This window comes from Vagococcus sp. AM17-17 (assembly GCF_003471765.1).
In the GTDB taxonomy this organism is placed as follows: domain Bacteria; phylum Bacillota; class Bacilli; order Lactobacillales; family Vagococcaceae; genus Vagococcus; species Vagococcus teuberi.
The window spans coordinates 733824-748985 of the sequence record NZ_QRJY01000001.1; the positions used below are offsets into that span (position 1 = coordinate 733824).

Annotated in this window: 14 protein-coding genes; 2 read left to right on the forward strand and 12 right to left on the reverse strand. The window is 32.5% G+C overall.

Annotated elements, in window-relative coordinates; translation table 11 throughout:
- Positions 1–7: 7 nt before the first annotated feature.
- From DW196_RS03545 to DW196_RS03580, 8 genes are all read right to left on the reverse strand, one after another.
- The gene (locus DW196_RS03545) at positions 8–2182 is read right to left on the reverse strand and encodes a Tex family protein (protein WP_118250134.1); all 2175 of its coding nucleotides are present in this window, start codon (positions 2180–2182) and stop codon (positions 8–10) included.
- 2 nt (positions 2183–2184) lie between these two features.
- The gene (locus DW196_RS03550; RefSeq protein WP_118250136.1) at positions 2185–4113 is read right to left on the reverse strand and encodes a hypothetical protein; all 1929 of its coding nucleotides are present in this window, start codon (positions 4111–4113) and stop codon (positions 2185–2187) included.
- 81 nt (positions 4114–4194) lie between these two features.
- On the reverse strand, positions 4195–4581 hold the full coding sequence (locus DW196_RS03555) for a DUF1149 family protein (protein WP_071457373.1): 387 nt from the start codon (positions 4579–4581) through the stop codon (positions 4195–4197).
- 135 nt (positions 4582–4716) lie between these two features.
- Entirely contained in the window at positions 4717–5412 is a 696-nt protein-coding gene (locus DW196_RS03560; RefSeq protein WP_071457374.1) for a hydrolase, read from the reverse strand.
- 56 nt (positions 5413–5468) lie between these two features.
- A complete protein-coding gene (locus DW196_RS03565) occupies positions 5469–6098 on the reverse strand; it encodes a glycoside hydrolase family 73 protein (RefSeq protein ID WP_118250138.1) in 630 nt (209 codons plus the stop codon).
- 3 nt (positions 6099–6101) lie between these two features.
- The gene (locus tag DW196_RS03570) at positions 6102–6839 is read right to left on the reverse strand and encodes a D-alanyl-D-alanine carboxypeptidase family protein (RefSeq protein ID WP_118250140.1); all 738 of its coding nucleotides are present in this window, start codon (positions 6837–6839) and stop codon (positions 6102–6104) included.
- A gap of 5 nt (positions 6840–6844) precedes the next feature.
- Complete coding sequence (locus DW196_RS03575) at positions 6845–7405, reverse strand: hypothetical protein (RefSeq protein ID WP_071457377.1); 561 nt, start codon at positions 7403–7405, stop codon at positions 6845–6847.
- Between the two features lie 120 nt (positions 7406–7525).
- A complete protein-coding gene (locus DW196_RS03580) occupies positions 7526–8488 on the reverse strand; it encodes an aromatic acid exporter family protein (protein ID WP_071457378.1) in 963 nt (320 codons plus the stop codon).
- A 122-nt stretch (positions 8489–8610) separates the two neighbouring features.
- Between DW196_RS03580 and DW196_RS03585 the strand changes: the two genes are divergently transcribed.
- Entirely contained in the window at positions 8611–9240 is a 630-nt protein-coding gene (locus tag DW196_RS03585) for a lipoprotein (RefSeq protein WP_071457379.1), read from the forward strand.
- Positions 9241–9249: 9 nt separating this feature from the next.
- Positions 9250–9867, forward strand: coding sequence for an aromatic acid exporter family protein (locus tag DW196_RS03590; protein ID WP_233541903.1), 618 nt, complete (start codon positions 9250–9252; stop codon positions 9865–9867).
- A 726-nt stretch (positions 9868–10593) separates the two neighbouring features.
- Here the strand turns inward: DW196_RS03590 and DW196_RS03595 are convergent.
- The 4 genes from DW196_RS03595 to DW196_RS03610 all read right to left on the reverse strand — a co-directional run bounded on the left by DW196_RS03595 (position 10594) and on the right by DW196_RS03610 (position 15119).
- Positions 10594–12576: an ABC transporter permease gene (locus DW196_RS03595; RefSeq protein WP_118250142.1), complete on the reverse strand. Its 1983-nt coding sequence runs from the start codon at positions 12574–12576 to the stop codon at positions 10594–10596.
- Position 12577: 1 nt separating this feature from the next.
- Positions 12578–13336: an ABC transporter ATP-binding protein gene (locus DW196_RS03600; protein ID WP_118250144.1), complete on the reverse strand. Its 759-nt coding sequence runs from the start codon at positions 13334–13336 to the stop codon at positions 12578–12580.
- Positions 13337–13443: 107 nt separating this feature from the next.
- Positions 13444–14439 (reverse strand): HAMP domain-containing sensor histidine kinase, encoded by a 996-nt coding sequence (locus DW196_RS03605; protein WP_118250146.1) that lies wholly within the window; start codon positions 14437–14439, stop codon positions 13444–13446.
- Entirely contained in the window at positions 14436–15119 is a 684-nt protein-coding gene (locus DW196_RS03610) for a response regulator transcription factor (RefSeq protein ID WP_118250148.1), read from the reverse strand. Before DW196_RS03610 ends, DW196_RS03605 begins: the two co-directional genes overlap by 4 nt.
- Positions 15120–15162 lie beyond the last annotated feature (43 nt).

The following is a 15162-nucleotide window of genomic DNA, read 5'->3' on the forward strand; positions in this document are numbered from 1 at the left end:
TCACTCCTTATTTTTGAGTTGGTTCAATCATTGTCAGTGTGATGCGTTGTTTTTGTACGTCCACATCTACTATCCACACTGTCACAACATCTCCAACTGCCACGACATCTGTTGGATGCTTAATGTATGATTGGCTTAATTTTGAGATATGAACTAAACCATCTTGTTTCACTCCAATATCCACAAATGCACCAAAATCAACTACGTTTCTGACAGTCCCTTCTAACTGCATGCCCGGTTTCAAATCTTCCATTTTAAGAATATCTTTTCTTAAAAGTGGTGCAGCTAAATCATCACGCATATCACGTCCAGGTTGTCTTAATGCACTAATCACATCTTCAAGTGTTGCTTTACCAACTGATAATGTCTCACTCATTTTTTCAACAGAAACGTTTTCTAACTTCGTATTTGTTTCCTCAGTGCCAATTTCAAACATATCAATCGCTAATTCTTTTAATAATTGTTTTACTAATCCATAACTTTCAGGGTGAATACCTGTTGTATCTAAAATATTTTTAGCATTTGGAATACGTAAAAATCCAATTGATTGCTCGTATGCTTTTGGTCCTAAGCGTGGCACTTTTTTCAAGTTAGTACGGCTAGTAAATTCACCATTTTCTTCACGATAAATGACAATATTTTTAGCCGTTGTTTTATTTAAACCAGCCACGTGTTGCAATAATTGGGCACTGGCTGTATTAACATTAACACCAACCTGGTTCACTACCATTTCCACAACGAAATCCAATTGTTCTCCCAATCGTTTTTGAGAAACGTCATGTTGGTATTGACCCACACCAACTGCCTTTGGATCAATTTTTACAAGTTCTGCTAATGGATCTTGCAAACGTCGTCCAATACTAACAGCACTTCTTTCTTCAACTTGTAACTCAGGAAACTCTTCTCTAGCTGTGTCACTTGCTGAGTAAACGGATGCTCCTGCCTCATTAACAATCACATAAAAAACAGGACGTTTCATTTCTTTCAAACACTCTGAAACGAATGCTTCAGATTCACGGCTAGCCGTTCCATTTCCTATAGCGACCATTTCAACTTTGTATTCATCTAACAATTTAATAAACTCAGGTTTAGATTCTTCACGTTTTTTAGCATTAGCTGGTTTATGTGGATAAATGACATGCACAGCCAATAATTTACCTGTTGGGTCAACAATAGCTAGCTTACATCCTGTACGATAAGCCGGGTCAAACCCTAATACAACTTTCCCTTTTAAAGGAGGTTGCAATAAGAGATTTTTTAGATTTTCTCCAAAAATCGAGATGGCTTGTTCATCTGCTTTTTCCGTTAATTCATTACGTATTTCACGCTCAATTGCCGGAGCTATAAATCGTTTGTAACTATCTTCATAGGCTGCACGTATAAATGGTGTGGCAACACTTGTTTCACTCTTAATTAAATGGCGTTCAAAATATTGGAACACTCGGTTGCTATCAATTTCAATCGAAACTTTCAGGACACCTTCTTTTTCACCACGGTTTGTTGCCAACACTCTATGAGATACCATTTTTTTCATAGGTTCAGAAAAGTCATAGTACATCTCATAGACACTTTTTTCATCTAATGATTTATCTTTTTCTTTGGTTGTATAAAGACCTGTTTGCTTCGTCATATCACGTAACCATTCGCGATAGGATGGCTCATCACTAATCATTTCAGCAATGATTTCATGTGCGCCAGCTAACGCATCCTCAGATGTCTTAATTTCTTTTTCTTTGTTAATGTATTTAGCTGCTTCTTCTTCTACAGACCCATTTTCTGGAAAAATCAGTAACCACTCGGCTAGTGGTTCAAGACCATTTTCTTTTGCAATAGTCGCCTTAGTACGACGTTTTTGTTTAAATGGGCGATACAAATCTTCCACTCGTTGCATTTTTTTTGCTGCATTAATTTTTTTCTCTAGGTCTTTTGTTAGCTTTCCTTGTTCGCTAATCAGTCTGATAACTTCTTCTTTACGTTTTATCAAACCTTCTATATAGGCATGACGTTCTTCAATTTCTCTAATTTCAACTTCGTCTAGACTTCCTGTTTGTTCTTTACGATAGCGCGCAATAAAAGGAACCGTATTCCCTTCACTTAATAAGTGTAATACAGTCTCAATTTGTTTTCTTTTTATATTCGGTAATTCTTTTTCTAAAATGTCAAATACTTGTGTGTCTTGCATAGTTATTCATTCTTCTCCCTATCAAAAATATGCTTACTCGACTCAAAATAGTGTCTTTCTAAAAATCGTGATAATGCTTGATACGCTTTTAAGCGTAGTAATATCTCTTTTTCCATAATAACATAATTTTTTGATAGTAATGGCATCTTGACCAAGTTTTCTAAATCTTTATAAAAATCTACTGACTCTGATACATAAAAATTACACCACGATAATTCAATTTTACTCAATGTATTAGCCTGCATAATATTTGCTTGATACCATCTATACTCTAAAAATTTGAGTGACAAACGGTATTCTCGATATTCTTCAATGGGTACTTTAACATCTTCCTCGTCTGCATCATCTGCTTTTTGAAATAAATTTAATATACCTTGGTCATTATAATGTTCTTTAGATTTCTTATCAGATTGTCTTTCTTTGGGTCTATCATTATCATTAGTGTCATTCTTCTCTACAACTTCTAACTGTTCATTAAAAAAAGAACGCTCGATAAACTGTTCTAAATATACAACTCGATCGCTTAATCGATTAACTTCTTTTAATATGCGACTCATTTCACTCTGATAATAGGAGTTTTCCTCACTTAACTTTTCATTTAACTCTCTTAAATGTGCTACATCACTGATTAAATTTGATTGGTTGATCTCTGAACGATTTCGTTCTTCCTCTAACAATGATTCTATTTTTTGGTTTTTTTCAATCCATTCTTTTAATTTCTTTTCCAATTCCCAATAAGATTGTTTTTGCTCTTCTAGCCTGTCTATAATGTTCTCTTTTTCTACTAATACTTTATCTAACTCATTTTTCACAGAATCTTTTTCTAGTCTTAAAGCTTGCATTAAGGCTTGTTGTTCGCCCTTCTCCATTGTTAACTCATTAATGGTTGATTGCATTTTAAATTCAGTAGTTGATGCAGTAACTAATTGTTGTTCTTGATGAGTGATTGTCGCTTCAAATTCCCTTGTATCATTTTGTAACTGCTCGACAACTCTTATTTTTTCAGATTGTTCTTGCTCTAATGATTCTTTTAATTGTTCAATTTCACTTTTTGCATGAGTCAAATGCTCTTTTATTGTTGCCAACTCTTTAGACTGTTCTTGTTCTTTTACACTTAATTCATTTTTTGTCTCAGTCATTTGTTCTAAAGAGGAACTAAGAACTGCATTATTATGCTCTAACTCACTAATTAATTTGTTAGCTTGATCTAATTTTTGAGATAACTCTTTACATTTTTCTCTGTATTCAATACTTTGATGTCCATTATTTTCTACTTTATCCTTTAAAATATGCTGTTTTTGAAGGTTTAAATAATCATCCGTTTGAATTCTATCTAGATTCTCTTGTAATAATCGGTTCTCATTTTCAATCGTATCAAGTTGCGCCACTAAAGCTTGTTGTTCTCTATCCTGTTTATCACTCCATTGTTTGACTATTCTATCCTGCTCTAATAATTTATCATGTAAACTTTCTATTACTGACTCCTGAGCAAGTAAGGTGTTTTTTTGAGGAGTTACTTTTTTTTCTAATGTTGGCGAAAAAATAGATACACTTGTCTCGGCTTGATTGGGGCCAAAGTCTGGTGCTGTCAGTAACTCTTGAACAGTTTGGAAAAAACGTTTTATTTCCATATCATCTAATAAACTTGTTACACCAAATGAAATGTATAATTTAATAAATCCAATATCATTAATATAATAAAAAGCTTTCTTTATCGGATAAATAGCTAGTACCGTTTGCCATCTATGAAAAAAAACTGATAATCTTTGATTAATTTGATAAGTAAAAACTGGATCAAATAATACTTCTAATTGATTAGTAAGCTTATTTGGTATGGGGTTATCAGACCTCACTATAATTGATTTAGTTCGAGGCTTTACTTTTTCTTTTTTAAACAAACGTAGACTGATTTTCCCCTGTTCCTTTTCCATTATATTACCTCCGTTATTTGTTAACTAAATTATAATTATACTAAAAAAGCGTTGTTATACAACAACACTTTTTTAGCCTTTTTAGCCTTCTTGAGAAAAGTTAAGTTGTACACCAGGTTTATCCAGTGCAATTTCTGTTACTTCATAAGTTAGACGTTCGATTAAAACAAATAACGGATGCACTAAGGTATTTACTTCATCAGAAGATAAATCTTCTATTTTATCTACTTTACGTCCTACAGTTTGAACAAACTGAGCTACATCTCCGCTTATCGCAACATTCTCTAATATAATTTTAAATTCAATTCTTAAACCTAAAATTGAGTTATTTTTTGGATCAATGTCCATTTCTTCTGTGATTTCAAAAGGATTTAAACTCACATTAATTGATGTTTCTTCTGAATGATCTTCTGGTAATGCATCATAATGATATGATTGTACAAATTCCTGTTGTCTTTTAAGTTCCATTTTATTCTCTCCTAAGTCTATTTAGCACTATAAAAAACTAAATAAATTATCTACCTTTTATATTCTACACGAAATGCCACGATATTTAAATGTAAATATTTATTTATGCAGATTTTCCTTTGAATGATAAAAATATTATTCAATATGATGTTCTTCTTTCTCAACTGCACGATAGTTCTGCATTTTCTTACTAAATAGTGTTCCGTTTGAAGGAGGCGTGTAGGTAATCGCATTCGCTCCAGCATCAATGGTCTCCATAATTGACTCTTCTGTTGGTCCCCCTGTCGCCATTATTGGAAATAGTGGGTATCTCTCACGAATAGTACGAACAATATGAGCTGTGTGTTTTCCACCACTCACATTTAATATTTGAACGCCTGCTGCAATTTTTTCATCTATATCGGTAAATTCTGATGTGACGGTTCCAATAATAGGTATATCAATAGTTTGTGAGATATCATATATTGTTTCTTTAGGTGTGGGAGCATTGACAACCACGCCAATTGATCCATTTGCCTCCGCAAACATACTCATATTTACTGAACGATTTCCTTGTGTTAACCCACCACCAACTCCAGAAAAAACTGGCACGTCAGCTGATTCAATGATCGCTTTTGTTATAGTGGGATGGGGAGTAAATGGGTATACTGCAATCACTGCATCAGCATCAATATTCCTAATAATAGCAATATCAGTTGAATAACAAATAGATTTTATACGTTTGCCATATATTTTAATACCTGAGCAATTCCGAATAATATTTGGCACGTGAATTAAATCTTTTCGTAAATTTGTCACAATTTCAGGTGCAATTCCTTTTTCTCGATGCATTTCTTTTTCTCCTCCAAAATAAACTAAACTTTAATATAAATTATTAAAGCCCAACTTTAATGATCATATTGATCTAATTGATACTGTTTAATAAGTGATACCAACTTATCAGCGTAACCCGGGTCAGTTGCATACCCTGCCACTTGTAAGGCTTTGGCTGCTGTTTGATAATCATCTGCTAAAAGAACACCTTGATATAAATAAGGATCCCAGTCAACTCCCTGAACAAATAACAAAGTATGATCTCTAATGCAATCAGACCAACTAGCATATACTTTAAAATTAGCCTTAATAGTTTCCCACTTACCATCTTTGTACTCTTTGGTTTCAAGCTTGATAGAATGATCATTGGGACTAAATGATTTAATACCAAATAAATTATTATATTTCGCACTCAATTCACTTGTCCCCCAATCAGATTCTAGAATGGCTTGAGCCAAAATAATACTTGGCATAATCCCATGACTGGTTTGCATTTCTTTAGCTACTGGTACAATCTCATCGATAAAATCCTGCTTGTTTGTTGTATTTGTTTCTTCAGACTGAATGGTCTGTGTGGGACTAGTTAATCCTCTTAAACTTAATAAAAAGACAACCATACTTACCATTAAAAGCAACGCACCTACCAATATAGGTAAGGTTAATTTATATCGAGTTTTTTTCCTTCTTGCGTATTTTTTTGCCATAAATTACCTACTCTTAATCATTTCTACATATTCTTCTAGTGACAAATTATGTTCTTTCATGTATAACGCATTAGCTTTACCGACATATCGAATGTGCCAAGGCTCATAATTAATACCGGTTATATCTTCTTTGTCATGTTCATATCGTACAATAAAGCCGTACTCACTAGCATTTTCTTCAATCCATTTTCCAGCTGGAGTGTCACCAAACGCTCCTTCTAACATATTACCTTGGTTGTACCATTCTTGTTCTAAAATATCAATAGCTAAACCTGTGTGATGCTCACTTAACCCAGGCTCTGTTAAGTAAGCCATTGCCTGCTTTTTCGCTTCCTTATCAGATAACCCTTGAGATTTATATGTCTCTATATCTCGTTGCACGATAGCTGTTTGTTCAGCAACAGATCGATAGCCAGAAATCACAATTAATTTGAAACCTTTTTTATTCGCAGCATCTACCATGTTATTAAATGCATCATAAATTCTACTATCAATTTTCTTTCCATTAGGTAATTCTTTTAAGTTGGTTGGTTCTTTTTCAATTTTATTATCTTTGTTTACTAAGATTAAATTCCAATCTGACGCGTTACCTGGATAAATATTATCTGTCTTAATTTTTGTCGTTTGTTTTGTTGAGCTTTCTTCTGTTTTTTCGACTGCTTCTTGGTTTGACCCAACTTTAAACCATATTCCAAGCACAATAAAACAACCTATAATCCCAACAAATACTTTTTTAGCCATAGTGACTAATCATTCCCTTTATCTTCAGTATTTTCTTCAGCGTAAGTATCTGTTAAATTTTCATCTAACCATTCTAATAAATCAATTTTAGATTCTTCAATTTGTTGTTGGACAATTCCTGGCATGAAGAATTCTAAAATATCATCATAACCCCATTCACCATAATTCATCACAACACGTAATACCACCACATGTTTTTGTGGTGCATTTAGCAACTCTTGATTACTAAAACGTTGTTGGGTAATCAACTCGACATTAGCTAAACCTGATTTTATCCATGTATTTGCAATAACTGTTTTTAATCGTTTGTATTCGACACTTGCATAATTTCTTTTTTCTGGAAACATAATCGTCTGACTAACAATTTTATGAAGTAGCATCCATTCATAATCGGAAAATAGATTTTTTATCTTTTGCATTTTATCATTTGGTAACTGAACTAGTCCTTTTTTCCAATCCATCCACATAGACACAGGTAATTCTAAAATATTTTTACAAAACACCTCTTCACTAATAAATTGATCTTTTATACGGTCTAACATAATATTAACCATTGCTTTATGCATAATACGTCATCCTCTTTTCTACATTAAATCAATAAGTAAAATGATATCTTATATCATTTTACTATATTTAGATAGACTTTTGAATTAAATACACTACCTGATGATATAAGTTAAAAAAAACTACAACATTTTTTCATGTATTCGACTAAAGTTCACTTTAATATCTATAAAAGTTTGGACTTGTAACAACAATTGATACAATTTAGCACGATTTTCAAATTCTGAACGTGATGTTGGTAATGGTTTAGTTTCATACATTTGAAATACTTCTAATACTTCTTCTTTTAAAGCCAAACCATCATTGTCTTCGGCATAAGTGTCTGCAATATTAATTAATAAAGTCTCCACACTCTCAGCCACATCTTTATCAACATCAATTTGTTTTATTAGTTCATTCATATCTTCAAGTGTTTCGAATTGTCTTAATCTCATATTAAAGTAACTTAAATAATACTCGTCTTGAGATAATAATTGATTTTCCATGTGACGTTTTGATAGTTGTCTTCCTTGTTTAATTGATTTTGATAATCCTTCAAGTAAAGCATTACATTCATTTGCTACATCTTTTCGATATAATAGTTCCGAAAATTGACGCAGTAATTTTTGAATGGTTTGATCAACAACTTGTTTATTTTCTTCGATGTCTTCTTTCACACTAGGCATATGTAAATTTGCAATAAGTGCCAACGTAATCCCAATTAATAATAATCCAAATGCATTTAATATAAGCCAAGGTGCCATGGATTTTTCATTTAAAAAATGTGTCATCAATACTGAGTTAATCGGAACAATTTCTGGCATTTTCCACTTACCTGCAACAGGAATGTAAAAAAGTAATAAGAGGCAATAAGCAAGCGGGGTATATCCTATCACATGGTACCAAAAATAGGCCATGATTGTTGCTAGTATAAATGCTAATATACGGCCCACCCCAATTTTTACAGACGATCGTTTCGTATTTGTTACACTTAAAATTGCGACAACTCCTGCTGTTGAGGCATATTTAAATCCTAAAATAGTTGCTAACCATATGCCAATTGATGCTGTGACAGCCGTTTTTACTGTGCGTAATCCTATTTTCATTGTCATCCTCTTTTCACACTTTGTTCTTACTCTATTTAATGTCAAAATTTGTTTCTCGTCAAATACTAGAAAATTCTGTCTCTTTCGTTTATCATAAAGGGTATATCAAGGAGGGATAAATTATGTCGCGTATTAAATCATTTTTGTTATTATCTGTGTTTGTGTTCACTTTAAGTGCGTGTGGTATTACACAAGAGTTAGACCAATCCGTGACCGTTACGGAGAATATCAATCATCAACTGAAAGAAGAAAAGCAAACTATTTCCTCTTTAAATACACTTATCGAGCACTTCTCTACAACTTATGACAAAGAGATTCATGAAAAAAATCTAACAGACATCTTAGGCAACGACATGAGTAGCTTAAATAAAAGTTATGACGAGCGTGAGGAAATACTCTCTACTTTGAAAAAAGATAATAAGTTGATTAAGTCTTACAATAAAGAACTAAAAGCGATTATTTCAAAAAAGGCAGTTGATGTGGATAATACAAAACTTGTTGCCATACAAAGTAGCGTTGATATTATAATCAACAACATCGAGTCTTTACAATTATACCTAGAATCAAGTCTTTCACAAGAAAAAGAGTTATATAATGATGTCACTGTTGATACGGCAGATGCCTTATTCTCAGCTATTGATAGAGCAAATGGTGCGACATTACTCGTAACCAATGAAACTCTGCAAAATATTTCTTACACAACAGATTTGATTAATGACTATCAAAAATCAGCTCCATCAAATCATAAATAAACTAGGAGAATGGTCGTCAAAATGGTTATTGGAAAATATCGAATAGGTCTACGAACATTAAAAACTGCGATTGCCGTCATGTGTTGTATTATCTTTTTTCATATTACGCATCGAGGGTCTCCTATGGTTGCGACACTTGCAGCTGTATTTGCTTTAAGAGAAGACATGTCTACCACTATGAGCTTTGGAAAATCAAGAATTTTAGGAAATACAATTGGTGGTATTTCGGGAATTTTATACTACCTCTGTCTGTTAAACTTACCAAATCAATCAATCGGTGAAATCTTTTTAGTCCCATTTTTTGTCTTAGTCACTATCACCATTTCCATTCGTTTAAAAAATGAAAAAGGCATTATTGGTGGTGTTGCCACTCTTTTATTTTTATGTTTTTCGATTCCTAAAACAAGTTCTTTTACCTACGCGATTGACCGTGTTATTGATACGTTCATAGGCACGCTATTTGCGATTCTCTGGAACTACTTGATTAAATCACCTTTGGAAGACAAAGAAGAAACACTTGAGGAAAAGAAAGAACAACTTGCTATAAAAAAAAGAGAAGTTGCCTCTTTAGAAGAAGAAATAGATTCTATGGAGAAAAATATCCCTGCTGATACATCATTAGACTAAATAAGGGGCTGTGACATAAGTCTCTGAAATAATGAATAAAAGACATCAAAAGTATTAATCTATTCGATATTTCATTTTTGATGTCTTTTTGATATAGTACATCTTCCATTTTCCTCATTATTATCTCTAATTTTCTTATATTTAAAGCCATTATTAGTAGCACAATTTCTTTTCATACCTTCTCCAAACCACGGGCATGATAACGTGTGGAATTTAAAGAAGCCTTTATCCATCAAAAAACTGATTCAACATCAATTTTTCTTTGACTATAAACCTTACTAGTTTAAGGAGATGAAGTTGTTCTTTTTTTCTTTAAAATATTCCCAAGAATGATTAACCTTTATTTTTCTAACATATCCTTTTGGCGTTAGTACAGGCTTTATAACTTGATTGTTATTATCATTTCTTTCTGCTACATATTCTTTAAAATCCCTTATAAATCCTTCTTTATCAGTTTTTTTCGATAATTATTGAAAGAAACTCTAATACCTTTAGGATCAATATAATCATTTTCTTCCTCATAATATTTCCAAGTCATAACTTTCTATTTATCAGTTTTCTACGTTTTACTTTATTCTCTCAACATGATTCCATAAGTAATCAACGCCATGAGTTTAGAAAAATTATCCTGTAAATATACTTAGGTAAAAATGTCCCTTTTTCATTTTACAATCGGCGAAATAAAAAAACTGCCGTAACAGTTTATTTCCGCACGACAGTTTTTTCTTATACCACTTTTCTCTCCACTAATCGATAATACACTTTAGATGTTTGAGCATACATCACAAGGTAAATTAGTAAAAAGATTACTACCATAATGATACAAATTATCATAAATAATACTTTATCACTCAATCCAAATAACATCAGTAAATTACTCATCAAAGGAAACGCAAAAGCTAAGTGAAGTGTCGCAAGGATAATCGGGAAAAAGAATACCATAATGATTTGTCCTCTAATACTTTGTTTCACTTCTTGATGACTCATTCCAACTTTTTGCATAATATCATAACGATGTTCATCCTGCATACCTTCTGATATTTGTTTGTAATAAATGATTAACCCTGTTGCCAAGGTAAAACTTAGCCCTAAAATCATGCCTAAGAATAAAAAGCCACCTGTAAATGCTTGTAATTCTTCTCTATCAATCGCTGCTGAAGAAAAACTATCAGTCATCCCCATTGCTTTTAGCTGACTCTTCATCTCTTTAGCATAAACTAACTGTTTATTACTGTCTCCACTAACATTAGCATAAACGGTTGGAGACATTTCCGAATAATTTGTATAGTCATTTGGTGCCAAAGCCTTGAGCGTATCTTCCATCACGTTTTGATTTGACACGACAACAAACAGCATATTTGAAATACCACTCACTCTTGGAATAAATGTGATGTTATCAATAATTTGTTTTATCTTAAATGATTTGTTCCCAAATGACGCCGAATTCCCTTCAAATTTACCATTCATACTATACAAAGCAATTTCATCATCTGACAGTTTTAAATTAGTTTTTTCCAAACGATTGTACGCATCTTCTGTCATAAAGTTTAATAATTCTGCTTTACTAAAATCATTTAAATTTTTAGTGTCTTTAGATAACAACTTATAATTATTATTGTCTTTAATTACCATTAATCCATCAGATAAATCTGCATGATCAACTTCTTTTAATCTAACATCATATTTCTTAGCCTCTGACTTAAATAGTGTTTCCACTTCTTTTACTTTGTCTTGTGGCACCATAAGACTCATATCATATGGATTACGATTTTTTATGACATTATCCATTCCGAAAAATAGACTACCTGTTGTGCTAAGTGTTACTAGTACCATTGTACTTAAAATACTGATACTAGCAAGTCCGACCGCATTTTGTTTCATTCGATACATCATATTTGAAATCGCGATGAAATGTGTTGGTTGATAATAATATTTCTTACGACGTTTCAACCATTTTAAAATCATGATGCTACTTGCCATAAATAAGGCATACGTTCCAAAAATCACGAGTAAAATCGCAATAAAAAATAAGCTAATTGCTTTCAAAGGGGACTCGATAGTCACTGACATATAGTATCCAGCACCAATACAGACAATGCCTGATATACCTGTTAACCATTTTACTTTGGGTTCTTTTTCCCCTATTTGAGTGCCTTTTAATAACTCTATAGGATTGACTAGTTTTAACTGAATCATATTAATCACATAAAGTAATAAGAATATACCAATAAAAAATACTACCACATAACCTAAGCTCATGACATTTAAACTGTAAGTAAACCCTTCACCAAATCCTGTCATTTTTTTCAAAATTAGAAACGATAATTTTGAGAAAATAATCCCCGTAAATAATCCTACTACTATTGAAAACGATGACACTAATATAGTCTCGATAAATAAAATCTTGCCAAGTTCACGTTTTCCCATCCCTAATATATTGTATAATCCTAATTCTTTTTTTCGTTGTTTGAGTAAAAAACTATTAGTGTACAATGAAAAAATAGTTGTAAAGATTAAGATGACGATTGATCCAAAACCAAACAATGATTTTGCTGAATCTGCTCCTGGTAAAGAATTCATTCCATCATTTTTTAACAAAATTTGCATAATTACATTTACGTTGACCAAAAAAATCATCGACAAGATAAATGGGGCATACGCTCGCTGATTTTTCTTTAAGTTAGTTAAGGCTAATTTTAAATAAAACATCTTACGCCTCCCCTGTTAACAAAACTGTCATCGTTTCAGAGATTTGATTTAAAAAATCATCATTGTTTTGTAAGCCACGGTATATTTGATTAAACACTTGGCCGTCTTTGATAAACAATACTCTGTTCGCATGGCTTGCGGCTACCACACTGTGTGTCACCATAACGATCGTTTGGCCTTGTTTATTGACTTCTTGGAATAACGATAATAATTGAGTCGATGTTTTTGAATCAAGAGCTCCGGTCGGCTCATCTGCAAATAAAATATCTGGTTGTGTAATCAATGCTCTTGCAACAGCCACACGTTGTTGTTGACCTCCAGATAATTCATAAGGATATTTTTCTAACAATTTATTCAACCCAAGTTGTGGTGCTAGCTTATCTAATCTAGACATCATCTCTTCAAGCGGTGTTTTAGCTAACACTAATGGCAATAAAATATTGTCCTGAACCGAAAAAGTATCCAGCAAATTAAACTGTTGGAATACAAATCCTAAATGCTCGCGTCTAAAAGCTGCCGCTTCTTTTTCCTTGATTTCATTCATGTTTTTTCCATTTAATAAAATATCACCTGAAGTAGGTGTATCTAGTGTTGCTAATAGATTTAGTAAAGTGCTTTTACCTGAACCAGATTCTCCCATTATGGCAACATACTCACCAGCTTCCACTGAAAAGTTGATTTGTTTTAAAGCCTCTACTTTTGCTCCACCTAAGCGTGTATGATATGTTTTTTTGACATTATTGACTTCTAAAATTTTCATCTATGTTCTCCTTTTTTCTTGGTTACTTGATAAATCTATCATACAAAACATCGTCACACATGCACACTTACAGATAAAAAACCAAACTTACAACTTAGTAAGTTTGGCTAATCATACATGTTTTCAAACTGTAAAAAAGTCATACCGACCACGGTTCCTTTTCCTATTTCTGATGATATTTCTAAGGTTATCCCTAGGTGATTTGCGATATTTTGACTCATATGAAGTCCTAACCCTGTTGCTTTTTGGTGTCCTCGGCCATTAAATCCTGTATAACCTGATTCAAATATTCGTGGTAAATCTTGCGATAAAATGCCAATACCACTGTCCGTGATAGTCAGTGTGTCATTTATCATCTCAATTTTTATTCCACCGATTTTCGTATATTTGATACTGTTAAAGATTAATTGCTCTAAAACAAACAATAACCACTTTTCGTCTGTGACAACCTCTTTTTCAAATGGAACCAACTCAACACTCAAATCTTTTTGTATAAAGAACATGCGGTATTTTTTGATTACTTTTTTGACGACACTTGAGAGTTCTACTTTTTTTAGAACTAAATCATCTTCTAAATTCGTCATTTTTAAATAATGAAGCATCATGGACAAGTATCCATCAATCGTTGAAATTTCATTTTTTATTTTGGTCGTTGACTCTGGTTCTATTTCGATTAAAACTTGTAAAGCCGCTAGAGGTGTCTTTATCTGGTGACTCCACATAGCATAATAATCCAATAGTAATTGCTGTTCTTTGACTAACTGATGCTCTAAATGTTGGTTTGTGGCACTCACTTTTTTCAACAATGCTTGATAATCTTTGTTTAGCATATCGTCACCTATATCAAGTTGCTGATACAACACATTATCGACTGATCCTTGTTCGATGATGTCTTGCAACATACTATGTTCTTTATACATTTTTCTCATATCAACTAATGACCAAATCACTAAAATAAAAAACACAAATAATAACCCATCCATAAAAGGAGTTAAGGTTAAGTCATATAAAAAGAACGTCGCCAAAAACATGCCACTCATCATAACAAACAATGCATAAATAACCCATTTTTCTTTAATATAATGTTTTAAAAACTGTGTCATCTATCTAACCCATCTAACAAGTAGCCTTTCCCTTTTACTGTTTGAATATGGTCATCAAGTTGAATCACAGATAGTTTCTTTCTTAGACGGGTCATATTGACTGAGAGTGTATTGCTATCTATAAAGTCATCGCCCTCCCAAAGTTTTTCCATCATCATCTCTTTAGTCACGACTTGATTTTTATATTGAAATAATAAAGATAAAATTTTACACTCTGTCGGCGATATATCAACCACCTCATTCTTATATTTTACTCGATTATCTTGAAATAATAATTGATACGCACCATTTTGATAAGACATCACATTTCCAAACTGATAACTTCGTCTAAGCAATGCTTGAATTTTTGCGACTAAAACAGAAAAATCAAATGGTTTGGCTATAAAATCATCGGCTCCCATATTCATTGCCATGATCATATTCATATTATCACTGGCTGATGAGAGGAATATAATCGGAATTTCTGAAATCTGTCGTATTTGTTCACACCAATAAAAGCCATTGTAATATGGCAATGAAATATCCATTAATACCATATCTGGCTGACAATCTAATATTTCATCTAGTACATGTTCAAAATCATCCACATCCACACAGTCATATCCCCATTGAGATAAATGTGTTTTTAATCCCTGACTAATAACCGGATCATCTTCTACAATAAATATTTTGTGATTCATATTGAAACTCCTTTTTAGGATAAAAAAAATCCACCTATACTAT